The organism is Syntrophus buswellii (genome assembly GCF_046097065.1).
GTDB lineage: Bacteria > Desulfobacterota > Syntrophia > Syntrophales > Syntrophaceae > Syntrophus > Syntrophus buswellii.
The window spans coordinates 2,158,560-2,184,967 of the sequence record NZ_CP175563.1 but is presented as its reverse complement, the minus strand read 5'-3'; the positions used below and the strand labels follow the sequence as shown (position 1 = coordinate 2,184,967).

The window sequence follows — 26,408 nt, the reverse complement described above, 5'->3', positions numbered from 1 at the left end:
ATGTGTCTCAGCGTTGTCTGCCCGTTGCCTGGTTTTTTCACTGAACCATGTGTGACACGGGAACAATGAGAACCCCCCGGGATTTCCATTCCGGAACAACCTTCTCCAGGGCCGCGATGGTGCCCGCATAGGGGTGGCCGATGAGAACCAGGCCGCGATGGCTGCCCTTTGAAGAAGACAGCACGTCCAGCAGGATTCTGCGGGTGGCGCGGTAATCCTGCCCGTTGTCAATGAAAATCTGCCTGGCGGCAAAGGGAACCCCGACTTCTCGAGAGGCCGGAGCCGCTTTGGATTCCGCTGTCGTGCGGCTGTCGATAAAAAAGAGCCCCCTGCCTTTCAGTTCCTTCATGACCACAACCATCTTCTCCTCATCCTCGGTGAACAGGGATCCCATGTGGTTGTTCACGCCGGATATATGTGGCACGGAGTCCAGGTTCCTGGTGAGAACCTTTTTGAGTTCGTCGTGGTTCATCGCCGTGAACAGCGCCCCCGGCCCCGGCTTTTCCTTGGGGTATGCATGGGGCTCCATGGGCAGGTGGAGGAGAATGTCCCTGCCCGCTTTGTGGATCATTTCCGCCGCGGCAACAGAGTGAGGCCGATGAGGCAGAATGGCGAAACTGATGGGTGCTTCAATCTTCAAGAGGTTTTTTACCGAAGACAGATCGAAGCCGATATCATCAATGAGAATGGCCACCTGCAGACCGGACAGGCGCTCCTGCGAAGCCGGCTTTCTTTTTTCCGGCTCCGGGGAAGGGGCCGGTGTCCCCTTTTCGCGAGGTTCCTGAACGACGGGAGGCGCTTTACCGGACCCCTCCTGTTTCATGGGGGCGTGTTTTCCGGGAACGGGCCTGCTGACCGCCGGGGGAAGTTTTTCCTCGCCTGGGCGATCGGAAAAGAGTTCATAAAAAACCGCGGCGGCAACAACAAGAAGCAGCAGAATGACAATTCGCTTGATTGTTTTAAAAGGGTCCGCTCCCTTTCTGCCTTTCCGCTGGGATCGTCCGGTGGCTTTCTTATTCAAAGGTCTTACCTGACTTCAGCTCTCGTCACATCTTCCCGGCGCCCTGAAAAATGCCCCAACTTTTCAAGATGTCGACAGCCGCCTTGAGCTGATTGTCCTGTGACTGATCATCAAAAGCCCGTTTTTTCAGCTCGGCCGGTTTCTTGTCTTCCTCTCCGGGGGCCTTGATGTGACCCTTGAGATCCCTTTCCCGCATGCCTTCACTTTCTGTACCATTTTCATCGGCTGGTTTGATATATTTGACCGTGACATCCGGAGTGATCCCCTCGGCCTGGATGGAGCGCCCTCCGGGGGTGTAGTATTTGGCTGTTGTCAACTTCAGTGCCGCGCCCTCCTCCAGGGGGATGACGGTCTGGACGGACCCCTTGCCGAAGGTCTGAGTTCCGAGGACGAGCGCACGCCCGTTGTCCTGCAGCGCCCCGGACACGATCTCGGCGGCGCTGGCCGTTCCCTCGTTGACCAGAATAACGATGGGGCAGGTCAGCTCATTTCCGTCATCCCGCGCCACAGACTTGCTTTCCACGCTCTTGATGCGTCCCCTTGTAGAGACAATCGTCCCGGACTTCAAAAACACATCTGAAACCTCGATCGACTGCGCGAGCAGCCCGCCTGGATTATTCCGCATGTCCAGAACAAGCCCCTTCAATGGGAGGGGCGACTTTCCCTGCAGTTCAGAGATCGCCTTTTTTAAATCTTCGGCGGTTCTCTCCTGGAAGGCGGAAATACGCACATAGCCGAACTGATCATCGATCCTCCTGGATTTGATGCTCTTCACCTGAATGATGGCCCGCGCGATGGTGATGTCCTTCGGTTTGGGGAGCCCTTCCCGCATGATGGTTATGGTCACCTTTGTATCCCTGGGGCCGCGCAGCTTGGTGACCGCTTCCATGATGGTGATGTCCTTCGTGGACTGACCGTCGATCTTGATGATCTGGTCCCCCGCCTTGACGCCTGCCAGAAAGGCCGGGGTGTCTTCAATGGGGGACACCACGGTCAGAACGTCATTGAGAATTGTAATCTCGATGCCGATTCCGCCAAAAGAGCCCTTTGTTTCCACTTCGAGCTCCTTGAACATTTCCTCGGTCATAAAGGTGCTGTGAGGATCCAGCGACTTCATCATCCCGTTGATGGCGCCTTGAAGAAGTTTTTTGGAATCGACGGATTCAACATAACTTTTATCTATGATATCAAGTACTTCACTGAATACTTTGAGCTGTTTGTAGGCGCTGCGGTCCAGGGCAAAGGCCTGACCGTTCCCGATGGGAGATAGAAAGATCAAGAGCGTGAAGAGGCATCCTGCCTTCAGGATCCTCCTGTTCAAAATGCTGTTCATTCAAACCTCCATGGTTGAAGTTTCTGGTTTCCGCGGCCCGCCAACCGGTGATCTTGGGCGGGCCTTGAAGCAAAAGGTCAAACTTGTTAAAAAAAACGTCCTGGTGATTACAGGACTTCGTTGAAATAAAAAAACAATCATTGAATTTTGTTGCGTCAAAATAACATTTTTTTTTATGAAATTTCCATTACTTTTTCATTTCAGAAGCGTTGCCGTGCGGCCGGGCAGGGCGTCTTTTTCGCCGCCTGCCATGAAATGAAGAAAGGTGGATTATTCTGTTGCCTGTCGCATTGGTGTGTAATAAAGAACAGGGATGCTGATACAAGAGAACTCGGGCCGGGCAGGAAAAGGTCATGCCGGCCGCATCATAACCCTTCTGACGGATTTCGGGCTCCGGGATGTTTATACGGGAATTCTGAAAGGCGTGATAATCGGCATTGCACCCTCTGTTGCGATTGTCGATTTGACGCATGAAATTCCCCCTCAGGACGTTCGGGCCGCGAGCTTCTGCCTGGCCATGGCTTATCCCTTCTTCCCGAAGGGGACCATCCACCTGGCCGTTGTCGATCCGGGGGTGGGCACACAGCGGCGGGCCGTTGCCGTTGCGATGGACGATTCGGTGCTCGTCGGGCCGGACAATGGAATCTTTTCCGGAGTCTTTCAGAAGGGGGTCATCCAAAGGGCGGTGGCCCTGACCCGGGCGGAATTCTGGCTGACGGAAAATCCAGGCTGCACGTTTCACGGCCGGGACATTTTTGCCCCCGCAGCAGCCTATCTGGCCTCCGGAGTGCCCTTTGCCAGGCTGGGCGAGGCCGTTGACCCGGCCACGCTGGTGCGCCTGGATCCCGCCGGCTGGAGCGAGGACGGGGATGGCTTTTCAGGGTGCATCCAGTATGTCGACACGTTCGGAAACCTGGTGACGGACATTCCCGGGCGCCTCGTGGAGGGAAAACAGTGGAAAATCCAGGCCGCCGGGCAGGAAATTCCCGGCGGAAAAACCTATGGGGGTGTTTCGCCGGGTGCTTTGCTGGGCCTTGTGGGGAGCCATGGATTTGTGGAGATAGCGGAAAACGGGGGGAGCGCCCGGATCTCGCTGGCCATGAAACTGGGCGATCCGGTGCGGCTTGTGTACGATGACGTCCGGTGACGGATTTCTTGGAAGGATGTGAGCAGATTGGTCATGAACAGCCCTGTTATCCTGGTTCTTGTCGCCCTGGCGGCTATCGCGGTCGTTCTCCAGGTGGTTCTTGTCTTCCGTAAACCCCGCGTCGATCCGGCCTTCAGGGACGATGTGATTCAAGGTGTCGAGCGGTCGGCTGAGCGGGCGGAGCGGACCGTCAGAGAAGAAATATCCAGGAACCGGGAAGAATCGGCCAATGCCCTGCGGCAGTTCAGGGAGGAGCTTGCCGGCACCCTCAAGGGCGCCGGAGATACCCTTCATCAGCAACTCTTGAGCCTGACCCGCATCAATGAACAGAAGCTCGAGGCTCTGCGGGTATCCGTGGAGGATAAACTTCAGGCCATTCAGAGCGACAACGCCACGCAGCTCGAACGGATGCGGGAGACGGTGGAAGAGAAGCTGCAGGGGACGCTTGAGGCCCGCCTGGGTGAGTCCTTCCGGCAGGTAAGTGAACGACTGGAGCAGGTATATCGGGGACTGGGCGAAATGCAGTCCCTTGCCGCCGGGGTGGGGGATCTCAAAAGGGTCCTGACCAACGTCAAAACGCGGGGCATCTGGGGCGAGGTGCAGCTCGGGGCGATGCTGGAGCAGGTTCTTCATCCCGAGATGTATGCAGAGAACCTTTCGACGAAGGAAAGCGGAGAGCGTGTGGAGTTTGCCGTAAAGCTTCCCGGGCGGGACATGGAGCGTGATGAGGCGGTCTGGCTTCCCATTGATGCAAAATTTCCCATGGAGGATTATCTGCGCCTCCTTGAAGTCCGGGAGAAAGCCGGAGGGGAAAGCGCGGAGGCTGCCGCGAGACAGCTGGAAAGCCGGATCCGGCAATGCGCCCGGGACATCTGTGAGAAGTACATCAATCCACCGAAGACGACGGATTTCGCCGTTCTGTTTCTGCCTGCGGAAGGGCTCTTCGCCGAGGTGGTCCGCCGCACCGGCCTGGTGGAATACGTTCAGCGGGAATGCAAGGTGGTCATTGCCGGACCCACCACGCTCTGGTCTCTTCTGAACAGCCTCCAGATGGGCTTTCGAACCCTGGCCATCCAGAAGCGCTCCAGCGAGGTGTGGGCCCTGCTTGCCGCGGTGAAAACGGAATGGACAAAATATGGCGAAGTTCTGAGCAAGGTCCAGAAGAAGCTCTCCGAAGCGTCGGATACACTGGACAAGGCTCAGAGCCGGAGGCGGGCGATCGGGAAAAAGCTCAAGGATGTGCAGGAGCTTCCCGATACAGAGGCGGAGGCCCTGCTGAGGGTTGAAGAGAGCCGGGAAGAGGGTCCCGCCTGAACGGAAAAAGAAGGCCCCTCAATGCTGTCGATCTTTCGCATTGAGGGGCCTTCGGTTTTTCAGGGTTCAACGAAGCGCCGGATTAAGGCTTACCGCTGAAACACCGCGCTGACTCTCCGGTTCTTCTGCCTGCCTTCGCTGGTCGCGTTGCTGGCGATCGGTTTGTCGGGGCCGTAACCCACAGCCTTGATGCGGGAGGCATCGATGCCGAATTCGCTGACAAGATAATCCTTGACGCTGTTGGCGCGGCTCTGGGACAGATTGATGTTGGCGGCTCTCGCCCCGGCATTGTCCGTGTGGCCTTCGATGACGACGGTTGATCCGGGATTCTCTTTCAGGAATGCTGCAACCTTCTCGATTTCAGCTCTGTACTGGGGCTGAATGTCGGATTTTCCCGTGGCAAACTGGATCTTGAGGGTCATGCCTGCGGGAGCCTTTGCCTTGGGTTCGGGAACCGGCTGGGGTTCCGGAGCTGCCGGAGCAGGAACCGGTTTGGGCTCTTCAACAACCGGGGCCGGTGCTGGGGCTTTCGGCGGAGGGGTTGTCAGGAAGACCTTCTCCACAAAATCGGCCATGCCCTGCGGGGTGGAGATGCTCTCTCCCGTGACCATGAATCCGCACTTGCCGGCATCGGCTACCTGCTGCATCATGTTGATGCCTTCATTCTTGTCACCAATGTCAATCGTTTTCGTTTTGTCGCCAAGGAGAACGGTGTAGATGCAGACTCTATCGCCGTAGGCACTCTTCATTTTCTTTGCTGCTCCGACCGGGTCATAGGCTTCCATATCCTCGCCGTCGCTGAAGGCGATGACGGCCAGCTGGCCCGACTCCGATTTCAGATCGGCGGTTGCACCATCAAGAGCCTTGTCCAACGGGCTGAGGCCTCTTCCCCAGGTAAAGGGCTTAATGGCGTCCGGCAGAGCGGCCTTGTTGTACGCCGCGGGGCCGAAGAGATTCCATGAAGTCGCATCCTCGAACACGTTCTTCTGGCCGAAGGCACGCGCTGCAGCATTGAGCTTCAGGTTGGGGATCGTGTCATTAAAGAGATTTATAAGGGCTTTTTCCTGCTTCAGTTTGGTGGTCAGTTTGCAGTTGTCATTCATCGATCTGGACTGATCGACAAGGACCTCAAAGGAATTGACCTTCTGAACGAGCTGTCCTGAGGTCAGCTTCGGGTTGAGGTCCACCGCCGTGACGAGGGGTGCCGCTTTCTGCGTGGCGCATCCCGTCATCAAGGCAAACATCGCGAGGGGAGCAAGGATCTTGAAAATTGTTTTTCTGTGCATTTTTTTCTCCTTTCTGACTTAGTTTAACCTACAAAATTTAATTTGTAACACGCTTTTAAACTACGGCATAATAATAACATTGTTGAATTGTGTCAAATGGAATCATCACCTGGAACATGCTTAAAGCGTTTTTTCTTCATTTTTAATGCACTTCAGCTCACCAAGGCAAGATATGGTTCCAGAACAGGCTCAAAGAAATCAGGGAGAACCAAAGGGTTGCGATCTTAAAAAAATTGAGAGAAAGGGTTCTTTTTCTTGATGAAATGAAAACATTTGGAAAAATGATTCAGATTGCGGGCGTGATGGATATGGCCGAAGCCCGCCTGCTGGCTGCCGCCGGCGTGACCCATCTCGGGTTTCCCCTGCGTCTTCCAGTCCACCGGGAGGATCTGAGCGACGCCGAGGCGGCGGCGATTATTGCGCGGTTGAGTCCGTCCGTGGGGGCGGTCCTGATCACTTACCTCGATGAGGCCCGGGACGTTGCCGGGTTATGCCGTCGACTGGGCGTTCGGATCGTTCAGCTTCATGGAGAAATCTCTCCGGCGGAAGTTTTGCGGCTGCGGCGGATCGCTCCGGAACTGGCCGTTATCAAAAGCGTCATTGTGAAGGACAGCCACCTGGGAAAGGTGGGGGCAGAGGTCTTGAATTATGCGCCGCTCGTGGACGCCTTCATAACGGACAGCTGGGATCCGGCAACGGGAGCCTGTGGAGCCACGGGCCGGGTCCATGACTGGGATGTCAGCCGCCAACTGGCGGAACTTTCTCCGAAACCTCTGATTCTGGCAGGCGGCTTGGGGCCGGAAAACGTTCGGCAGGCGATTATCCAGGTGCGTCCGGCCGGAGTGGATGCGCACACCGGGGTGGAAAGGCCGGACGGCCGCAAGGACGAAAAGCGGGTGCGCTCCTTCGTGGAGGAGGCGAGGGCGGCCTTTCGGGAGTTGGACGCCGCCCGGGATCGGGGATGATCTCAAGGCTGCAAAGCGGAATTTTCCCCGGCCCGCTCCTTAATTGCCCCGCCGTTTCGCGGATTTTCCGGAAAACGGGCGCTCCCGGAGGAGGACGTAAGTCGCTCCTGCGCCCCCATCGAAGGATTGGGCGCTGGAAAAGGCGATGAGCCATTTCTTCCAGGCCCTGGAGGTCAGCCGGGCGCGGACGCTGTTTTTCAGCACCGGCTCGGCACGCGAGGAAAGGCCGCGTCCATGGATGATCAGAACGGCCCGCTTCCCCTTTGCCAGGGCCTCCTTGAGAAAGGCGTCAACGGCTGTTTTGGCCTCCTGTGCGTTCATTCCATGAAGATCGATGAAGGCCTGGATGGAAAAATCGCCTCGATGAAGCCGCCAGGCGTAGGACGAAGGGACAGAGCATCCCGTTCCTTCCATGTATTCCGGCGTTTCCGAGACGTTGAAGCCCTCCCCCATCTCAACGAGCTTACGCAGGCTCATAAAAGCCTCAGAGGCTCCGTTGTCCGGCGGACAGAGGGCTGCAGCCGGTGATCTTCCGATCGCCCCCACATCGCTTCTGCCTTCGTCCAGGGGCTTAACCCCCTCCCTTCTCATGGCGTCCAGAAACTGCCGACGCTCCGCTTCGACGTCAAGGAACCTATCGCCCCGCCCGGCTTTCGGCGCTGCCGAATCCCCGGCGGCCGGGGGAAGAGCGGCGCTTTTTTTTGAGACCGAAACAGCGATATTCTCAAAGGGGTTGAAGGTCAACGGGAAGAGTGGAGCAGTCATGGGTTCACCTCCTGTTTTGTATTCAGAAGATGCCTGTTGTTTACCGGAAAACTCTGCTCAGGGCAACGGGTTTTCCTCTCCCGGCTGCTGAAAAACCCTTTTCCTGCCCGATATGCTCGGCAAATTCGGGCCTTCCTGAATTCCTGGTTCCTGAAATGAGCCGCCTATTCACGGATTTCCGGTCACGGATGTCCGGTTGTCTTCAGCTTCGAGAACGGCGCGCAGAAAACGGCCCGTGGGGCAGGACTCCACGGCGGCCACCTCTTCCGGGCTTCCGGCGGCCATAATCCGCCCCCCGCCCGGACCTCCCTCGGGGCCGAGATCGATGATGTAATCGGCGGATTTGATGACATCCAGGTTGTGCTCGATGACCACCACCGTATTGCCCATGTTCACCAGGCGCATCAGGACATCCAGCAGCTTCTGGATGTCGGCGAAATGCAGCCCGATGGTCGGTTCGTCGAGTATGTAAAGGGTGTTGCTGTTGGCCCGTTTGCCGAGTTCCCGGGAAAGCTTGATCCGCTGGGCCTCGCCCCCGGACAGGGTGGTGGCCGATTGCCCGAGGCGGATGTATCCCAGGCCGACATCGTAGAGGGACTGCAGGCGGCCGCGGATGGAAGGGATGTTCTCGAAGAAGGCAAGGGCCTGATTGACGGTCATATCCAGGACATCGGCGATGTTTTTGTCCTTGTATCGGATGTCCAGGGTATCGGGATTGAAGCGTCTGCCCCCGCAGGTGTCGCAGGTGACATACACATCCGGCAGGAAGTGCATCTCAATCTTGATCAGCCCGTTTCCTTCACAGGCCTCGCAGCGTCCGCCCTTGACGTTGAAGCTGAAGCGACCCGGCTTGTAGCCCCGCATCCTGGACTCCGGCAGCCCGGTGAAGAGGTCCCGGATGTAGGAAAATCCGCCGGTATAGGTGATCGGGTTGGATCGGGGGGTTCTGCCGATGGGCTGCTGGTTGATCAGGATGACCCGCTCGATGCCGCCAAGATCCACGATGCGCCGGACCTTTCCCAGGCCGCCCCTGCGGTTGTTCAGCCGCCTGAACATGACCCGGTAGAGGGTTTCAATGATCATTGTGCTCTTTCCGGACCCGGATACGCCTGTGACGGCGGTGAAGACACCGACCGGTATCTTGATTGTGAGGTCCTTCAGATTATGCTCGTGGGCGCCTTCCAGGTGGATGAAACGCGAGGAAAGAGACCGCCGGGTTGGGGGAAGGGGAATGGAAAGGCGTCCCGAGAGGTACTGTCCGGTCAGGGACTGTATGCTTTGCATGATTTCCCCGGGAGTGCCCTGAAAGGTCACCTCCCCGCCGTGGACGCCGGCGCCCGGTCCCATGTCGATGATGGAGTCCGACGCCAGCATCATGTCCTGGTCGTGCTCCACCACCAGAACGGTGTTTCCCATGTCCCGCAGGCGCTTCAGGGTCGCGATCAACCGTTCGTTGTCCCGCTGATGGAGTCCGACGGTGGGCTCATCCAGGACGTAGAGGACCCCGACCAGGCCCGAGCCGATCTGGGTTGCCAGCCGGATGCGCTGCCCTTCGCCGCCGGAAAGGGTTCCCGCGGAGCGGGCCAGATCCAGGTAGTCCATTCCCACGTCGAGCAGAAAGGTCAGGCGATCCTTGATCTCCTTGAGGATCCGCTCGGAGATGAGCACTTCCTGGGGCTTCAGGGACAGGGAAAGGAAAAAATCCATACACTCCCGGATGGAAAGCAGGCAGACCTCATGGATGTTCCTGCCGTTGACCCTCACGGCCAGGCTTTCCTTCCTGAGGCGTGTGCCCAGGCAGGTCGGGCATTCCCGCAGGCTGATGTATCGCGACAGATCCATCCTTGCGGTGCTGTAGGGGGATTCGTGGTAGCGCCGGTCCAGTTGGGTGAGCACGCCTTCAAAGGAGCGGTTGTAAAAGAAGCGCCTACCGCCGCGATCGATAAAGAATGGGATCTCCTCTTCCCCGGAACCGTAAAGGAGAACACTCCGAATCTTATCGGACAGATCCCGGAACGGAGTGTTGAGGTCGAAGCCGTAATGCTGAGACAGGGCGTCCAGCATCGAGAAATACTTCATGGAGCTGCGTCCCGCCCAGGGGGCGATGGCGCCTTCGCGCAGGGACAGGGCCGGATCGGGGACGACCAGATCTTCGTCAAAATACATCCGCGTTCCCAGGCCGCTGCAGTCCGGGCAGGCGCCATAGGGGCTGTTGAAGGAAAAGAGCCGGGGCGCCAGCTCGGGGAGGCTCACCCCGCAGACCGGGCAGGCGTAATGCTCACTGAAGAGGATTTCCTCCCCGGCGCCCAGGTCGATGTGGACCAGGCCGTCGGTCAGGGCGGAGGCCGTTTCCAGGGAATCGCGGAGGCGCTGCCGGATGCCTTCCCGAAGAACCAGGCGGTCGACCACCACATCGATATCATGCCGGCGGTTCTTGTCCAGCCGGATCTCCTCCTCCAGTTCACGGGTCTCTCCGTCTACCCGGACCCGGACATAGCCTTCCCGCTGCAGTTTTTTGAATTCCTTCTGAAACTCCCCCTTTTTCCCCCGGACGATCGGGGCCAGGACAATCAGGCGGCTTTTTTCCGGAAGGCTGAGGATCGTTTCCACCATGGAATCGATTTTCTGAGAGCGGATTTCCCGTCCGCAGACGGTGCAGTGGGGGATGCCGATCCGGGCGAAGAGAAGGCGGAGGTAATCGTAAATTTCCGTAACGGTGCCCACGGTGGAACGGGGATTGTGGCTGGCGGACCGCTGCTCGATGGCGATGGCCGGAGACAACCCCTCGATGGACTCCACCTCCGGCTTGTCCATCTGGCCGATGAACTGCCGGGCGTACGTGGAAAGAGATTCCACATATCTGCGCTGACCCTCGGCATAGATCGTATCGAAAGCCAGGGAGGATTTCCCGGAACCGCTGACCCCGGTGACGACGACCAGCTGGTTGCGGGGGATGTCGAGGCTGATGTTTTTAAGGTTGTGCTGTGACGCACCCTTGATGCGGATAAACTCTGACATGCAAAGACAAGCCTTGAGGCGTGCATCCGGTTCCGGATTACAGCTTTATTTCTATGTGCGATTTGGCCCTTAATTCGGTGAGCCAGGAATCCAGTTTCTTGTCGATCTTCTCATCCTCGATTCTGGATTTAATTTCTTCCCGAACCGTTTCAATCGGCTTGTTGCCTTCGCCGCGGCGGTCCGTCACCTGAAGGATGTGAAAGCCTACAGGAGATTCAATAACGTCGCTGATCTCCTTTGTGCTCAGGCTGAAGGCGGCTTTTTCCACTTCGGGCAGCATGGTTCCCTTTTCCACAAACCCGAGGTCTCCACCGGAGGAGGCCGCCGGGCCCTGGGAAAACTGCGCCGCAAGACTGTCGAAGGATTCGCCTCCCTTGAGGCGCTTTCCGATGTCCGTCGCCAGGGCCTGAAGTTTTTCCCTGACTGCGTCATTCATGTCTTTGGGGAAGACCAGGAGGATCTGCTTGAGCCTCACCGCTTCGCTCCCTTCATAGGAATCCCGGTGCAGGCGATAGTATTCGCCGATTTCCTCGTCGGTTACCATAACCTTGGCGCGGACTTCCCGCCGGACGAGGCGCGTCCGCATCATGGTTTCCTTGGCTTCCCTCTTGTAGGTTTCCAGGGTTTTTCCCTCAAGGGCAAGGGCCTGCTGGAATGCCTCCTGGCTCATCTTCCTCCTGGCAAGCATCCCCCGGATCGAGGCCATAACCTCTTCATCCGTGACGGTAATGCCTGATTTCCTCGCTTCCTGCTCGATGAGCAGGGTGTCGATCATCCGGTCCAGGAGGCTTCGCCTGGTCTGCGCCATGACCCGGTCCTTGTCGGGCCCCTTATAGCTCTCTTCGATCTTCTGCCTGTAAGTTTCAAAGGCGGTATCCAGCTCCACGAGGGTGATGACCTCGTCATTGACAAAGGCGACAATGCGGTCGACCACTTCCGCCCGTCCTGATAACGCGAAGGTCGGGATGGCCAGCAGGACCAGGGCAAGGATACGTAGCTTTTTCAAGGAATGCCTCCTTCATGAAATGGTATTTTGGTGTTGTCCGTCTCAACCCCTCCAGTCGCCTGGAAGGCAAAAAATGCAAGATGAAGGGAACTCTAGCAGAATGCGCTTCCCGCTTCAATTCTTAATTCGGGTTCCGGAGCTGTTTCCTCCGAAGGGCGCCCTTTTCAGGAAAGCAGCCGCAGCACTTCCCCCGCAGCGGAAAGGATTTCCTGCCCCTGAAGACCGGGAAGGGGGATATAGAGCTTGTAATCGGGGGTCAGGCGCAGGCCGCGGTATTTCCGGCGGGCGAGGGCCAGGATCCGATCCGGCTCCACCGGGGTGTCGGCGGAGAAAAAGATGAATATCTGCTTCGAGTCGTAGCCCATTTTTCTGGCCCGGATCCCCTTCAACCGGCTGCGAAGGCGGATGACGCCGAGAAGGTTGGCCACTTCCGGCGGAAGGTAGCCGAAGCAGTCCGCCAACTCTTCCCGGATTTCCTCCAGCTCCTCATCCGAGTCGGCCGTGGAAATCCGCTTGTACGTCACCAGCCGCCGGTGAACGTCTGCCATGTACTCTTCCGGGATGTAGGCGGGAAGCCCCATGTGAATTTCCGGAACAATCTCCTCTTCGGGGATGGCCTCCCCCTTGATCTCGCGAATCGTTTTTTCCATGAGCTCCGTGTACAGCTCATAGCCGACCGCCGATACGTGTCCCGACTGCGAGGTTCCCAGGAGGTTGCCGCCTCCGCGGATCTCCATGTCGCTGGAGGCGATGCGGAAGCCGGATCCGGGTTCCGAAAAGTCCATGATGACCTGCAGGCGTTTCTGGGCGTCCCGCGATAGCAGCACCCCCTTGGGGACAAGGAGATAGGCGAAGGCCTCCTCGCTCGATCGCCCCACGCGCCCCCGTATCTGGTACAGCTGGGCCAGGCCGAACCGGTCCGCACGGTTGATGAGCATCGTGTTGGCCGTGGGGATGTCCAGGCCGGATCCGACGATGGTCGTGCAGACCAGGACGTTGCATTCCCTGCGGAGAAACCGGCCCATGGCATCCTCGATTTCCCTGGGCTTCATCTGTCCGTGGACGACACTGATCTCCGCCTCCGGGACCAGCTTTTCCACGAGGCGGGCCATGGTGTAGATCGATTTGACCCGGTCGTGAAGGAAGAAGACCTGCCCCTGGCGGGCCAGCTCATTCCGAATGGCGTCCCGGATGATTTCTTCGTTGAACTCCAGGACATAGGTCCTGATGGTCTGGCGGTCCTCGGGCGGCGTGTTGATGATGGACAGATCGCGGATTCCCACCAGGGAGAGATGCAGGGTGCGTGGAATCGGCGTGGCCGACAGGGTGAGGACATCGACCAGCGTCCTGAGCTTCTTCAACTTTTCCTTGTGGGAGACGCCGAAGCGCTGCTCTTCATCGATCACCACGAGCCCCAGGTTCTTGAAGGTCACATCCTTCGAGAGCAGCCGGTGCGTGCCGATCACGATGTCCACCTGGCCCCTGCGGAGTCCATCCAGGACCGCCGACTGCTCCACCCTGTTCCGGAAGCGGTTGAGGGCCTCGATGCGGATGGGGTAGTCCTTCATGCGGCTGACGAAGGTGGAAAAATGCTGCTCCGCCAGGATGGTCGTCGGGACAAGCACGGCGACCTGCCTGCCGTCCATGACCGTACGGAAAGCCGCCCGCATGGCCACTTCCGTCTTGCCGAATCCCGCATCGCCGCAGATCAGCCGGTCCATGGGCTTCGCGCTGTTCATGTCGTTGTGGATGTCTTCGATGGCCCGGGCCTGATCGGGGGTTTCGTCGTAGGAAAAGGCGGCGCAGAATTCTTCATACACGGCATCCGGGGGAGCGAAGGCCCGCCGCTCCATGATCTCCCTGGCGGCGTAAATGGCCACTAGCTCTTCGGCGACTTCCCGGATGGATTTCTTGACCCGCTCCCGCACGGCGTCCCAGGATGTCCCGCCCAGTCTGTCGACTTTGGGGATGTAATTGTCGGGGCCGATATATCGGGAAATCTGATCAAGGCGGTCCACGGGAAGATAGAGCTTGTCGCCGCTCTGATATCCGAGCAGGAGGAAGTCGTTTTCAATGCCGCCGACGTTCAGCTTCTGCATCCCCTGGTAGAGGCCGATGCCGTGGTCCTTGTGGACGACGTAATCCCCTTCCTTCAGATCTCCGAAAGAGCGGAGAAAGTATCCCTCCCGGGCGGAGCGGACGCGCTTGCCCGCTATTTTCTTCCCGAAAAGCTCCTCTTCGCTGATGGCGGCCAGGTTCAGGTCGGAAAAGAGAAAGCTCCGGCTCAGCCTGCCCTCCCTCAGGCTCAGTGCACCGGGTCCGGAACCAAGCAGGGCCTCGTCGATCAGCAAGCCTTCAGGCATCCGGACGGTCAGCTCGTAGTCTTCCAGGAGGTGGTGCATCCGCTGAAGGTTTCCCTTGCCCGAACAGAAAATCGTCACCAGCATGCCCGACTGCAGCCACGGCCGGATCCGCTCGATGAGCGGTGAAAGGAGGGTGTCCTCGCTGCCGGGCCCCCGATGGAGATCGCCCAGTCCCGGGTCCGTGTCCAGGGGAAGGTAAAGGGATTCCGCCCTTGACGGGGTGGAATCCGCGCCGGCTCCGGGGTGGGATTCCGGCAGGCGGTCAAGAGCAAGCCCCTCCAGGATCATCCGTTGAAAACGACGCAGGTCTTTCAGGAAGGAGGACTTGCTGACATAGGAGGCTTCCCGTTCCAGGTAGAATTTTTCTTCCCGTCTCGCCTTCAGCAGGCAGCGGTCAATCTCGTTCTCAATGCTCTGGCCGGCATTTTCAATGGCCAGGGCGTCGTCCATCACGATGAGGCATTTCCCGGGAAGGTAATCGAAAAAGCTCCCCAGCGGGCTGGTCTTCGGTGAGATGCCCCGTTCCGGCGCACCGGAGTCCGGCTCCAGGGATTCATAGAACAGGGGCAGAAATAGAGGGTTCAGCGATGTGGACAGGCCCGCGTCGATCATTTCCGATAGGTGCTCCCGCACGGTCCGTGGCAGCTCCAGGGCTTTCGCCCTGCTGTGGATGTTGCGCAGCGCCTGCTGGCGGCAGTCTTCAGAAAGAATCACCTCTCTTGCCGGGCACAGCACGAAGGCATCCCGACGGCCGGTGGAGCGCTGAGAGGCGGGGTCAAAGGCCCGGAGAGATTCGAGGTCGTCCCCATCGAATTCCAGGCGGAGCGGCTGGTCCTCCATGGGCGGGAAGAGGTCCAGCACATGCCCCCGCAGACTGAATTCCCCCTTTTCTTCCACGAGGGTTGTTCGCTGATATCCGCCGGCGATCAGTTTGGCGACAAGATCCTCCCGCGGGATCTCGCTTCCCGGCGTGACAATCTCCAGGTATGCGTCAAGAAGGCTCCGGGGAACAACTTTCTGCATGAGGGCCTTCAGGGGGGCGACGATGATGGCTGGTTCATCCGCCAGCAGGCGGGCCAGAACCTCCATTCGGACCAGTTCGACCTCGCGCTGCAGGGCGAACATGTCGATGCTCTGGATGTCCCAGGGAGGGTACAGGAAAACCTTGTCCCCGCCGAGAAAGAGGGAAAGATCCGAAAAGGTCTGCCGTGCCTCTTTCTCCGTCGGGCTCAGGACGACCATGGGCCTGCCGAGCTTCCGCGACAGGGCCGCGATGAGGAAGGCGTTGGCCGAACCGTGCAACCGGTTCACGGATAACTGCTCAGCGCCGTGGTCTATCTTTTCATAAAGCATCCGGAGAACCGGAGCGGAAGGGCCTTTGGATGTGGAAAGTATTTTTCTCAATGTCACAAAATTCCGGCCGGAATCGGCCAGGGCGGAATTCCGGTCATCAAGCGTTCTTCAAGCAGGCCTTTTTGTCGTGATCAGAAAGGCGGCAGCCGTTTGAATCAGGGGACTCCTTCTTCAGCGGATGGCCAGCATCCGGTCCAGGGCCCTCTTTGCCGGAATGCGGATCGCCTCGGGAACCTTCACGACCGGCTTCATCGTTTTCAGGGATTCCAGGATGTTTTCCAGCGTGATCATCTTCATGGTCTGGCAGACAAGATGTTCGGAGGGGGAAATAAAGATCTTTTCCGGGTTCTGCTTCTTGAGCGGGGTCATGATCCCGATCTCCGTGCCGACGATGATTTCCTTGGCCTCCGTTGTCCGGCAGAACTCGATCATGGCTGACGTGCTGCCCACAAAGTCGGCCATTTCCACGACGGCGGCGTTGCATTCCGGATGGGCGATGAAGAGCGCGTCGGGATGTTCCGCCTTGGCGCGGGCGATCTCCTCCGGTTGAACAAAATGGTGAAAGGGGCAATAGCCGTCCCAGGGAATGATTTCTTTGTCCGTAAACCTTGCCACGTAGCGGGCCAGATTGCCGTCGGGGATCATGAGGATCTGCCGCGAATCCTGAAGGCTCTTTACCACCTTGACGGCGTTGGACGAGGTACAGCAGATGTCCGAGTGCGCCTTGATCTCCGCCGAGGAATTGATGTAGGTGACCACGGCTGCGTCCGGATACCGCTGTCGGGCCTTTTCCAGTGCGCCGGGCGTGATCTTGTCGGCCAGGGGGCAGCCCGCATCCAGGTGGGGCAGGAGGACGGTCTTGTCCGGGCACAGAATGGATGCGCTTTCCGCCATGAAATGAACCCCGGCGAAAACAATGACCTCTGCCTCCGTCTGGGCGGCCTCGATGCTCAAGGCCAGAGAATCCCCAAGAAAGTCGGCAATTTCCTGAACCTCTTCCCTCTGGTAATAATGGGCCAGTAGAATGCCGTTCCGTTCGCGAAGCAGATCGCGGATTTCCGACTGCAGGTCTGATCTGTTCATAAGTCGAGTCCTCGATTCCTTGATAGGATGAAACTCCTGTTAAGGGAAATATAATATAAAAACACACATTACAAGATGAAAAAACAGAGGATTGTGGTTGTTGACAGAACGGGGGAATTGGGATAGCTTTCCGGACAGTTCCAGAGCCTGCGAACTGGACGGCGTTTTCCATGGGTTTCTACGGGGAGTGGGAAAATCGGTTGAAAAAAAGGTGCGCCATGATTCAAGTTGAAGATGCCCTGAATATCATCTTAAAAGAGACGTTTCCTCTGGGTGCGGAAAAAGTCGCTGTCCTTGAAAGCCTGGGGCGTGTCCTCGGAGAGTCCGTTTATGGTGGGCGGATTATTCCGCCACGGGACAATTCCTCCATGGACGGTTACGCCGTACGCGAGGTGGATACGCAAGAGGCTTCTCCTTCCAATCCAATCATTCTGGACGTGATCGAAGACATTCCCGCCGGGTCCATTCCCAAACGGGCCATCGGGATCGGCCAGGCGGCAAGGATCATGACGGGTGCGCCCATTCCGGAAGGCGCTGATGCCGTGGTCAAGGTGGAGGACACCCGGCAGACCGGACAAAGGGTAGAGTTGACCGTTGCCGCGAAAAAAGCGGAAAACATCCGGTTCGCCGGCGAGGACGTCCGTGAAGGAGAAGAAGTCATCCCTGCCGGAACCGTCGTGCGCCCTGCGGAAGTGGGGATGATGGCGGCATTGGGGAAGTCCTTTGTCTCCGTGTATCAGCGCCCCGTGGTGGCGGTCATCGCCACAGGCGACGAACTGGCGGACATCGACGACCCGGTTTCATCGTGGAAGATCGTCAACAGCAACGCCTACTCCCTGACGGCCCAGATTCTGCAGTGCGGAGCCGTTCCCCTCTTGATGGGCATCGCCCGGGATAACCGGGAAGATCTGCTGGCCAAGTTTCGGCCGGCCCTCAGGGCCGACGTGATCCTTTCTTCCGGAGGGGTGTCCGTAGGTGATTACGACATGGTCAAGGATATCATGACGGAAGTGGGTACAGACATTGAGTTCTGGCGGGTGGCGATGAAGCCTGGGAAGCCCCTGGTGTACGGCAGGATCAGTGGAAAGCCGATTTTCGGCCTTCCGGGAAACCCAGTGTCTACAATGGTCTCATTTGAACAGTTTGTCCGTCCCGTTCTCCTGAAGATGATGGGGCACCGATTCCTCTTTCGAAGAACCGTACAGGCGGTTCTGAAGGAAGGATTGGACAAGCAGCCGGAGCTGACTTATTTTGTGCGCGTTCATGTGGAGCGCAAGGACGGCGGTTATGTGGCGGTCCTCACGGGAGAGCAGAGCTCCGGCATCCTTAAATCCATGGTGCGGGCCAACGGCTTGGCGATCCTTCCGAAAGGCGTGCGGAACATTTCTTCCGGAGAGCGGGTCACCGTGCAGATGATCGACGACTCGTTCAACATGACCCTGAATCCGGAATATTTCCAAGAGAGATAATGGTTGACAGGCATCGCCTGTTGGGGTTTAATACCCCCTCTCAAAAAGAACGTCCATATTACCCGCTTTACTCTTTTCCAACGGAAGTGCCAAGGTCACTGGTGGGCCTCCCGGACTTCAAATCCGGTGTGGGGCGCTAAAACCGTCCCAGGTGGGTTCGATTCCCATGCACTTCCGCCAATTATAATCCGATACAATCCAAAACAGTATAAAAAGCCTTGATTAATCAGGCTTTTTTGTATCTCCTGTCGGGGGTTGTCCAGCAAAATCCATCTATAGACGCACTTTTTCGGGGTAGATATTCCGTAGGATACCCCGAAAAAGGTAAACTGGATACCCTATAAAAGGAGAAAAACCTAATTACCGCGATCAAGATCATCGACTATGTCCTGAAGGTGAAGGAATTGAATGATATCGAACAGCGGCTTGATGCCATAGAAAAGGCCGTTCCCAACATGAACAAAAGAAGATCATTCAACAGCTAAGGAAGGAGGACGATCGATGCGAGGAAACATTTTGAAGAGTTTGGAAATTATGGAACATGCAATAAACGTCGGGGGTGAAATTCCTGATAAGGAAAAATCTCAAGGCACCACGGTTGACCGCTCTTTTGTCCTGGCCACCAAGCGATTTGACAAGCATTTGACTTACGTCTCGATGTCGAGACACCGGGAAGATGCAACGATTATTACGGCAGGAATGATTTCAAGAACCGTGAAGCCCTGGTCCATTCGGTGGAAAAGAGGAATACAAAATCGCTGGGAGAGGACTTTGCCAACCATCGAGGTTATGAAACCCTTGAAAGAGAGGCGGACAAGTTCAAGGAAATCTCCGTCTCGGGAAAAAGCTACCTGGAAGTTCCCAAAGGCCGTCTGAATGAGCCGATCACGGGCGAATATTGGGGCGACATCAAGGTTCAGGGGAAAAACTATCACCGGATTGAAAATCTTGAAAGTGGACAGAAATACCTCGTCCCTGCGACAGAGCAGGGAGTACCCCCAATGCTACGGCTTCGGGATGTGGTGTATGACGGCAAGGATGTCTTGAAAGCGGCGGAAAAGGTTCGTGATATAGCCAAAGACAAAGCTATTGACAGGACAATGGAAAGGCTTCTGGAACGATGAAAAAAACCCCAGATAGATATACACAGGCAGCCATCATCACAGCCATCATTTTTCTTGTCCTAATGACTCACGGCCGGATTGGATGGCTGTGCGGAATCTTAAAATAAAGCCTCAATATCCATCATGCCATGCAGGACCCTGACAATCGCAATACCCCCCTTAATCGGCATGTAGAAAATCAGATATTTACCAATAGGGAAACTTTGCAAGCCGGGGTGGAGGTCATCCCGATTCCGGCCCATCTCTGTAAACCGTGCAAGCTTTTGGCAAGTTTCCTCGATTTCATCAAGAAATTGATCCGCATGGTCGGGGCTGTCCTGGGCAATATACAACCAAATCTCGTCAAGATCGTTTTCAGCCTCGGGGTGCTTGATAATCCTCGGCATTAGCCGGTTGCCTTCTTTTGTTGAGCGGCAAGCCGCTTGCGGCCCCGCGCTTTTATGGCTTCCACGTCTAAAGGTGTTGGCTCACCGCTCTCCAAGCCTTTCTTGATTGCCATCTTCAGTTCTTCAAAACGAATGGCGTGGATTCGGTCTCGTTCTTCGAGAAGGCGCAGGGCTTCGCGCAAGACTTCGCTTGCAGAGCCATAAAGCCCACTGGCGACTTTTGCTTTAACCAGTTCTTCAAGCTGCGGCGTAAGGGAAATGTTCATGACTTACCTCCTTTTTTCTTTATATAAAGAATAACATTAAATGTCAATCTTTGTCATAGAAAAGGGTAACATGGAAATTCCCCAACACCCAATCAGAATCCTCTGAGTAAGTTCGATAAATTACTCTACTTCAAAGCGCCGCCGAGGCGGCGTGGGTCGCTATCGAATTCATGCCACACCGAGGCCAGCAGTGGAGAAGCGCTTGGCCTCAATTACAGCCGCTGAACGTCCATGACGATCACAGAGCACATAATCCGCTCGCGTCCCGTCCGGCAGGATATATTCATAGCGGACACTGTTCGGGTCCTGCGTGTTCCATCCTTGATCGGCGAGCTGGGCATCAATCACTACGCGTGAAAAGGCTTCATTATTCGGCATGAGCTTAGAGTTTGACCTTTCAACTTGTAGGAGGAAGGGTTAAATCTGTTTTAGGCTATTGCTTCTAGGCCTTTTTTCTGCACTAGGGCAAGCAGCTTAAGAGAGGGGCCACGCGGCTCTTTTTCTCCTCTTTCCCATTGGCTCACCAAGCCAACTGTCACATTCAGATATTTTGCAAATACGGCTTGGCTGACCCCTGCTTTTTTTCTGACTGCCGCGATTTCCTTCGCCGAAAGCTTTTCTACGCTCGTCAGGCAAGATACATCGAAATCACGCATCGTCTTTGTGTCTATCAGACCAAGGCGATGTAGGCCGGTCGCCGTCTCGTGCAGCGCTTCAAGCGCTTCACTCTGATATTTTTTCGCCATGGTAGTTTACCTCCTCTAATTCACCTGCGTTTAATGCTTTGGTTATGCCATCATCATTGAAACTCATTAATATTTACGCCATTTTTTGGTATACATCCAATTCCACGGCGCTCAGATTGGCCTTTGTGCTCTTCGGAAAACCATACACGAACACGGCTCGATTTTTTGCGCGATAGACAACAATTGTTCTGTAGCCGCCTCTTTTTCCCTCGCCTGCACGTGCCAGCCTCTTTTTGGTAAGGTTTTCCCCAAGATCACCGTCATGCAGGCCATTTTCTAATTCCTGGACGGCATCCGCCAGTTTCTTATCGCTGAGATCCTCTTTTCGTGCAAAGCGTGTAAACCACTTGGTTTTGAATATCCGCACTCAGCTCCTCCAATCCTTAGACGGAATATAATACTTGGTGTTATACATTGCAATAGTTTTTATCGGTATGAAACCATTTTAGTTCTGTGCCGCCGCTCGGCCTGTGTCCCGCCGCAGCCGGAAATGGACTTTTACCCCACTTGTTTTAACATACAAAGGCTTCTCCTGAAGGATTGATTTCAGAATAGCTCCTCTGTCGTTGATGTTTTCGCAGCTCTCTGGCTGCTTCCAGTTTTCTGTCTCGCTCTTTGAAGATTTCTATGTCTCTGGCTTCAAGTCTGTCCAAGGGGGAAACGTACCCGATGGCGCTGTGCAGCCTGGTCTCATTGTAATACGTGATGTACTTTTGGACCATTCTACGGGCATCGTCATGGGAAAGTGCTCCGATTGCACCGGTGAAGCGTATCATCGGCGATCAGCACCTTCATGTTGGCGGCGCCGGTCAGTGGTTTAAGCTCCTCTTGGATTCCCTGAGCACTCAACAACAGCAGGAATCTTCTCCAATGGGTATGGACTGAGTTGAGAAGGCGATACACCGTGTCTTTGGCCATGCCACAGCTTCCTCCTGTTTCGAGGGTGCGGTACAGGTTCTTGCCGGTAAAAACCAGGGTGAACAGCATGCGGAACACAACGACAGGAGAAATCCCCTTTTCCTTGTCGATGTTACTGCGCTTTCGCAGATTACCGATTTTCTGATTTTGAAAGAACTGATGGATCTGGTTTTTACCGGAAATGTTGTCTGTTACAATCTGGCATATCGCGTCACCCCGTGCGGGAAAGGGGTATTGTTGGGGAACAAAACCCACATATCACACTTTGTGATGCTATAATAATAAATACAACATGTTGTAAGTATTTTACGCCTTCCGACCACTTTCTTGATCTGATCACGAGAACGTGTCTTTTGTATGCCCGTCCGGTAATGTTTGAGAGCATGAAAACATTCAATCTTTTTATTATTCCCTATCGGGAATATATTTCTTGACGATTCCTCTCTGAACGATTATTGTTCCCGAAAGGGAATTATGGAGGAAAGAAATGTGAAACACAAAGCAACGACAGTGGCGGATATTGGCACAGCTGTCAGAGAAAAACGCAGGGAAGACGATTTGACACTGGCCGATGCAGCAGCTTTATGCGGTGTCGGGTACCGGTTCATGTCCGATTTGGAAAACGGCAAAGCGACGGCGCAGCTTGGGAAAGTCCTGCGGGTTCTGACGGCGCTGGGGCTCGATGTTTACATCGAAGCAAGGAATTGGCCGAATGAGTAAAGTGGTCGGCATGGATAACCCTGGCCTGGATGTCTATCTCTGGGATCAAAAAGTGGGACGGCTCTGGCTGGATGATAAAAGACGCTTTGTGTTTCAATATGACACGGAATGGATACATCAGAAGGGTTCCGTTCCCTTGTCGCTGCACCTTCCTTTGAGAGAGGAGGCATACCCTGATGACGCCGCCCGCCCTTTTTTTTCCAATCTCCTGCCGGAGGCTGAAGTCAAACGGGCCATTGCCCAACGCTTGAGAATTTCTGAGAGCAATGACTTTGCCTTGTTGAACGGCATCGGCGGGGAGTGCGCGGGGGCGGTATCCGTAATGCCCGAGGGAATGGCTCCCGCCATGAAACCCGGCTATCGGGAACTCCATGGAGAAGAACTGCACCGGATGATCATCGAGCTTCCCCGAAGACCGCTGCTTGCCGGAATCGAAGGAATGCGACTTTCGCTGGCCGGCGCGCAGAACAAGTTGCCTGTTTACATGGAAGACTGCCGCATCTTCATCGCCACGGGAAATGCGCCCAGCAGCCATATCATGAAACCGCCGATCAGGGATCTGGAGGATACGGTTGGGAATGAAGCCTTCTGCATGATGCTCGCACACAAAATGGGATTGTCGGTTCCGCCGGTTACAATCCGCCGGGGTCTTGATCGGATTTTCATCATCGCGCGCTATGACCGCAGCAAAGACACGGATGGCCGCATCGTGCGTCTGCACCAGGAAGACTTCTGCCAGGCCCTGGGATTTCTCCCCGAACAGAAATACGAAAGTGAAGGCGGCCCGTCTTTAAAACAGTGTTTTACCTTACTGCACGAAAAAAGTATCCGTCCCGCCGCCGATCGAATGGCCCTTTTGCGGTGGACGATCTTCAATGTCCTGATCGGCAATGCCGACGCTCATGCTAAGAATCTGGCCATGCTTTTTACGGACCGGGGGCCGCGACTCGCGCCTTTTTACGATCTGATCTGCACGCAGGTCTATCCTGATTTGATGGACAAACAGGCCATGAGGATAGGTGGTGAGAACAGACCGTTCTGGATGATGAGGAAACACTGGGAACGATTCAGCGAATCAATCGGGATCAAGCCGAATCTTGTTTTGAAAACATTAAAGGAAATGTCCGCCGCCGTCCCCGCGGCGGCGCAAACGCTGTCAAGCGAGTTCAATCAAATAGACGGGACGTCCACAGTCATCGAGAAGATACTGGCTGTCATCGAGAAGAGGGCAGAGTCTGCCTGAGGTGTTGAAGGCAGGGCCTTGACCCCTTCCCATCTTACCCCTCTACGAAAAGGAGCGGAGTAATATCTGAAGATTGCTCTTTTTGTTCTTCAATCCAAGCTTCTTCCTGATGTTTTCCCGATGGAAATCAATCGCGCGCTTTTTCGCATCCAGGATTTCCGCGATCTCCTTGGTTGTCTTGCCGTCCTTTATCAGAGTGGCGATCTGAATTTCCCTTTTCGTAAGATTCAAATATTTTGAGGTCAACTTCTTGACAAAAGGTGATGCTATCTCGTCCAGACGACTTTCCGCTATCTGGACGAACCCCTTCTGGACTTCATCCAACGGCGTCTTTTTGAGCTGTTCCAGATAGGGTAGAACCTGCTCCCGGATGTTGGTAGTCACTCGTTCCTTGAGTTCCTCTGTATCCTTTTCGATGGTGTTCAGCAGAACGTTCAAGGTCGTATTGACCTCCTGAAGATTCTGCGCCTTGAGCCTCAACTCTTTCTCCCGTTCCAGCAACGCCTCTTCGGCATATTTTCGTTCCGAATTGTCGAACAAAGATCCCCGGCTCATCAGATAACGGCCATTTTCATCCGATACCACTGTTGCGTTGATGAGGACGGGCAATCGGCTGCCATCCTTTCGAATAACGGTGTACGCATGGTCACGCGCCCAGCCCCGTTTTTTGAAGTCAGAAAATTTCGTCATGAACAGCGCCTTCTCTTCAGCCGGCAGCAGATCGGAAAATTTCATCTTTCCGACCACTTCTTCGCGGGAATATCCAAGCCAAGAAAGTTCCGTCCTGTTGATGCGGAGATAGGTTCCATCCTCTGCGAGGGAATGGTAGCCGCAGGGTGCATTCTCGTAGAGGTCGGTGATTTCTTCTGTGTAGTTCTTCAGTTTTTCCTCCACCTTTTTCTTTTCGGTAATATCCTCCGCGATTCCCTCCAGGTAGGCTATCGTGCCGTCTGGGTTGAGCATCCGCCGGATCGCCATTTTTCCGATCATCATGCTTCCATCCTTGCGAATGTGGGGAATTTCTCCATAAAACCATTCACGTTGCTCCAGTGTGGAAAGAATCAGTGCCCGGTTTTCGATGGTTGTGTGGAGATCTGTGGCCGTGTTGACAACGGACGAAATCACTTCCTCCGGGGATTCATACCCGAGCATTTCGGCAAACGCCTTGTTGCACCGAAGAAAGCCGCCTTCAGGAGAGGTCTGAAACATGCCGATCGAAGCGTTCTCGAACAGATTCCGGTACAAGGCTTCACTGTTCATGAGGGCCCTTTCCACGTTCTTGAGGCGGGTGATGTCCAGAAGAGACACCACGCTTTTGAGGGTTCCCGGTATCATGGCAACCGTCACAGCAACATCCCGAAGTGAACCGAATCGGTCAATCACTTTCATTTCATAGTTCTTGGGGGCCGCTTCCGGATTCACCCTTCTCAGGCTATGATATTCCATCAGCTGTTCAATATCCTCCTGCAGCTTGAAATCCTTCCAGCTTTTCTTTCCTTCCAGCTCATCTCTCGTGTAATGAAACAAGCGCTCAACCTCCTTGTTCGCCAGGGATATGATCGTATCGTCCTCGACGATCAGGGTGGCTGTCCCCGTGTTTTCAAAAATGGTGTGGTATTTATTTTCCGATTCGCACAAAATTTCCTCAACCCGCTTGCGCTCTGCGATTTCCAAATTCAATTGCCGGTTTCTTTCTTCAAGCTGGGAGGTGCGCTCTTTAACCAACGCCTCCAGGTGGCTGCCGTACTGCTTCAGCGTCTCCTCGGCAGTTTTGCGCTCGGTAACATCTTCGGCAAACCCCTCGTAATAACGGATTTTCCCCTCCGCGGTGCGAACGGTTCGACCTCGCAGGTGTATCCAGCACAGGCTGCCATCCCTCCGGCGCATTTGCGTTTCAACGCTTGCATTGTTCTGCTGATCCAGGAGCGAAACAAATTCCGTGCGGCCTTCAGGGTCGGCGTAGAGCTGCTTGCCTGCATCGGTCACCCTGCTCATCAATTCCGACGGCGAATCATAGCCGAAGATCCTGGCCATCGCCGGGTTGGCTTCAAGAAATCGGCCTTCAGGGGATGTACGGTACATTCCTTCAATGGCGTTTTCAAAAATCCCCCGGTATTTTTCCTCTGCCGCCCTGAGAGAATCCACCAGGGTATTCCGATCCGCCGCCAGCCGCTTCAGGTTCATATTATTGAAGCTGAGCTGGGAAAACATCCGGGCAAGCTTCATGAGAAACGCCATTTCGGCATCCACGGATTTTCTGCTGAATCGTGGAGCCGCTTCCAGTGCCGCAAGATACTCTTCTTCAGGAAACCCGTATTTCCTGGCCTGCAACCGGAACAGTTCCTCATCGGGGGGGGTATCATCGAAGAAGAATTGCCCGGAAATGATGTTGGCCATGTGCCTGCCAGCCACCACGATCGGGGTCGCAATCTCCCACATGTTGTTCTTGCACCTGTAGAGCCGGTACTTGCCTTCCGGTATGCCGGAGGACAGCTCAATATCACTTTCGATGCAGTTCCTGCAGGTTTCGGGGTGCATCCGATGGAATCTCCGGCAGATCTCTCCCCATCCCGGGCCGGCCAGCACCCTGCCCTTGAGGTCGACGATCGCCAAGGGGATGCCGGCAAACTTCTGGAAGCTGTCCATCAGGGAATGAATGCTCGGAACATCGATGACAGAGGAAAGCTCCAAATCGCCCAAAGATCCTTCGAAGCGAAGCATTTCCTTGTCCGGTGAGTCTCCTCTCTGTTCGACGGGTTTGTCATAGTGACCTCCGGATTCCGATTCCTGAAGGAGTTCAATCATGGTATCCGAATAGTTGACACGCTGTAGTTTGGTTTTGTTCTCGCCTTTCATAACACTGTATCCTTTTACGTATTGCT

Annotated in this window: 22 protein-coding genes and 1 tRNA gene; 8 read left to right on the top strand and 15 right to left on the bottom strand. The window is 55.6% G+C overall.

The window, feature by feature from the left end; all coding sequences use genetic code 11:
* Positions 1–37 precede the first annotated feature (37 nt).
* Positions 38–1,021: a divergent polysaccharide deacetylase family protein gene (locus tag ACJ77P_RS09980; RefSeq protein ID WP_367360215.1), complete on the bottom strand. Its 984-nt coding sequence runs from the start codon at positions 1,019–1,021 to the stop codon at positions 38–40.
* Positions 1,022–1,046: 25 nt separating this feature from the next.
* A complete protein-coding gene (locus ACJ77P_RS09975; protein ID WP_408998136.1) occupies positions 1,047–2,354 on the bottom strand; it encodes a S41 family peptidase in 1,308 nt (435 codons plus the stop codon).
* A 313-nt stretch (positions 2,355–2,667) separates the two neighbouring features.
* Here ACJ77P_RS09975 and ACJ77P_RS09970 point away from each other — a divergent pair, with 313 nt between their 5' ends.
* Together ACJ77P_RS09970 and ACJ77P_RS09965 are read left to right on the top strand one after the other, a co-directional pair.
* Positions 2,668–3,501, top strand: a complete 834-nt coding sequence (locus ACJ77P_RS09970) for an S-adenosyl-l-methionine hydroxide adenosyltransferase family protein (protein WP_367360213.1) — start codon at positions 2,668–2,670, stop codon at positions 3,499–3,501.
* Positions 3,502–3,534: 33 nt separating this feature from the next.
* Positions 3,535–4,815, top strand: coding sequence for a DNA recombination protein RmuC (locus ACJ77P_RS09965; protein ID WP_367360212.1), 1,281 nt, complete (start codon positions 3,535–3,537; stop codon positions 4,813–4,815).
* Positions 4,816–4,904: 89 nt separating this feature from the next.
* Here ACJ77P_RS09965 and ACJ77P_RS09960 read toward each other — a convergent pair whose 3' ends face one another.
* Positions 4,905–6,101, bottom strand: a complete 1,197-nt coding sequence (locus ACJ77P_RS09960) for an OmpA family protein (protein ID WP_408998135.1) — start codon at positions 6,099–6,101, stop codon at positions 4,905–4,907.
* 281 nt (positions 6,102–6,382) lie between these two features.
* On the opposite strand from ACJ77P_RS09960, the gene ACJ77P_RS09955 reads away from it, so the two are divergent.
* Positions 6,383–7,066, top strand: coding sequence for a phosphoribosylanthranilate isomerase (locus tag ACJ77P_RS09955; protein WP_408998134.1), 684 nt, complete (start codon positions 6,383–6,385; stop codon positions 7,064–7,066).
* Between the two features lie 39 nt (positions 7,067–7,105).
* Here ACJ77P_RS09955 and ACJ77P_RS09950 read toward each other — a convergent pair whose 3' ends face one another.
* The 5 genes from ACJ77P_RS09950 to nadA form a co-directional block, all read right to left on the bottom strand.
* The gene (locus ACJ77P_RS09950) at positions 7,106–7,831 is read right to left on the bottom strand and encodes a Smr/MutS family protein (RefSeq protein WP_408998133.1); all 726 of its coding nucleotides are present in this window, start codon (positions 7,829–7,831) and stop codon (positions 7,106–7,108) included.
* Positions 7,832–7,999: 168 nt separating this feature from the next.
* Positions 8,000–10,849 carry an excinuclease ABC subunit UvrA gene (gene uvrA / locus ACJ77P_RS09945; protein WP_408998132.1) on the bottom strand — a complete coding sequence of 950 codons (2,850 nt, stop codon included), beginning with the start codon at positions 10,847–10,849 and terminating at the stop codon, positions 8,000–8,002.
* Positions 10,850–10,886: 37 nt separating this feature from the next.
* Positions 10,887–11,855, bottom strand: coding sequence for a peptidylprolyl isomerase (locus ACJ77P_RS09940; RefSeq protein ID WP_408998131.1), 969 nt, complete (start codon positions 11,853–11,855; stop codon positions 10,887–10,889).
* 164 nt (positions 11,856–12,019) lie between these two features.
* On the bottom strand, positions 12,020–15,622 hold the full coding sequence (gene mfd, locus ACJ77P_RS09935; protein ID WP_367360206.1) for a transcription-repair coupling factor: 3,603 nt from the start codon (positions 15,620–15,622) through the stop codon (positions 12,020–12,022).
* A gap of 120 nt (positions 15,623–15,742) precedes the next feature.
* On the bottom strand, positions 15,743–16,654 hold the full coding sequence (gene nadA, locus ACJ77P_RS09930; RefSeq protein WP_367360205.1) for a quinolinate synthase NadA: 912 nt from the start codon (positions 16,652–16,654) through the stop codon (positions 15,743–15,745).
* Positions 16,655–16,872: 218 nt separating this feature from the next.
* Here nadA and glp point away from each other — a divergent pair, with 218 nt between their 5' ends.
* From glp to ACJ77P_RS09915, 3 genes are all read left to right on the top strand, one after another.
* Positions 16,873–18,123, top strand: coding sequence for a gephyrin-like molybdotransferase Glp (gene glp, locus ACJ77P_RS09925; RefSeq protein WP_408998130.1), 1,251 nt, complete (start codon positions 16,873–16,875; stop codon positions 18,121–18,123).
* Positions 18,124–18,205: 82 nt separating this feature from the next.
* Positions 18,206–18,303, top strand: a tRNA-Sec gene (locus tag ACJ77P_RS09920).
* 554 nt (positions 18,304–18,857) lie between these two features.
* A complete protein-coding gene (locus ACJ77P_RS09915; protein WP_367360203.1) occupies positions 18,858–19,247 on the top strand; it encodes a hypothetical protein in 390 nt (129 codons plus the stop codon).
* A gap of 98 nt (positions 19,248–19,345) precedes the next feature.
* On the opposite strand, the gene ACJ77P_RS09910 is transcribed toward ACJ77P_RS09915, so the two are convergent.
* From ACJ77P_RS09910 to ACJ77P_RS09885, 6 genes are all read right to left on the bottom strand, one after another.
* A complete protein-coding gene (locus ACJ77P_RS09910; protein ID WP_367360202.1) occupies positions 19,346–19,633 on the bottom strand; it encodes a type II toxin-antitoxin system RelE/ParE family toxin in 288 nt (95 codons plus the stop codon).
* Positions 19,633–19,899 (bottom strand): type II toxin-antitoxin system ParD family antitoxin, encoded by a 267-nt coding sequence (locus ACJ77P_RS09905; protein WP_367360201.1) that lies wholly within the window; start codon positions 19,897–19,899, stop codon positions 19,633–19,635. The genes ACJ77P_RS09910 and ACJ77P_RS09905 overlap by 1 nt, the downstream gene beginning before the upstream one ends.
* A gap of 428 nt (positions 19,900–20,327) precedes the next feature.
* On the bottom strand, positions 20,328–20,645 hold the full coding sequence (locus ACJ77P_RS09900; protein WP_367360200.1) for a helix-turn-helix domain-containing protein: 318 nt from the start codon (positions 20,643–20,645) through the stop codon (positions 20,328–20,330).
* Between the two features lie 73 nt (positions 20,646–20,718).
* Positions 20,719–21,012 carry a type II toxin-antitoxin system RelE/ParE family toxin gene (locus ACJ77P_RS09895; protein ID WP_367360199.1) on the bottom strand — a complete coding sequence of 98 codons (294 nt, stop codon included), beginning with the start codon at positions 21,010–21,012 and terminating at the stop codon, positions 20,719–20,721.
* Between the two features lie 145 nt (positions 21,013–21,157).
* Complete coding sequence (locus tag ACJ77P_RS09890; protein ID WP_367360198.1) at positions 21,158–21,367, bottom strand: hypothetical protein; 210 nt, start codon at positions 21,365–21,367, stop codon at positions 21,158–21,160.
* 13 nt (positions 21,368–21,380) lie between these two features.
* Positions 21,381–21,818: a hypothetical protein gene (locus ACJ77P_RS09885; RefSeq protein ID WP_408998129.1), complete on the bottom strand. Its 438-nt coding sequence runs from the start codon at positions 21,816–21,818 to the stop codon at positions 21,381–21,383.
* 219 nt (positions 21,819–22,037) lie between these two features.
* Here ACJ77P_RS09885 and ACJ77P_RS09880 point away from each other — a divergent pair, with 219 nt between their 5' ends.
* Entirely contained in the window at positions 22,038–22,283 is a 246-nt protein-coding gene (locus tag ACJ77P_RS09880; RefSeq protein WP_408998128.1) for a helix-turn-helix domain-containing protein, read from the top strand.
* Complete coding sequence (locus ACJ77P_RS09875; protein WP_408998127.1) at positions 22,276–23,526, top strand: type II toxin-antitoxin system HipA family toxin; 1,251 nt, start codon at positions 22,276–22,278, stop codon at positions 23,524–23,526. The genes ACJ77P_RS09880 and ACJ77P_RS09875 overlap by 8 nt, the downstream gene beginning before the upstream one ends.
* 42 nt (positions 23,527–23,568) lie before the next feature.
* Here ACJ77P_RS09875 and ACJ77P_RS09870 read toward each other — a convergent pair whose 3' ends face one another.
* Complete coding sequence (locus ACJ77P_RS09870) at positions 23,569–26,382, bottom strand: PAS domain S-box protein (RefSeq protein WP_408998126.1); 2,814 nt, start codon at positions 26,380–26,382, stop codon at positions 23,569–23,571.
* Positions 26,383–26,408 lie beyond the last annotated feature (26 nt).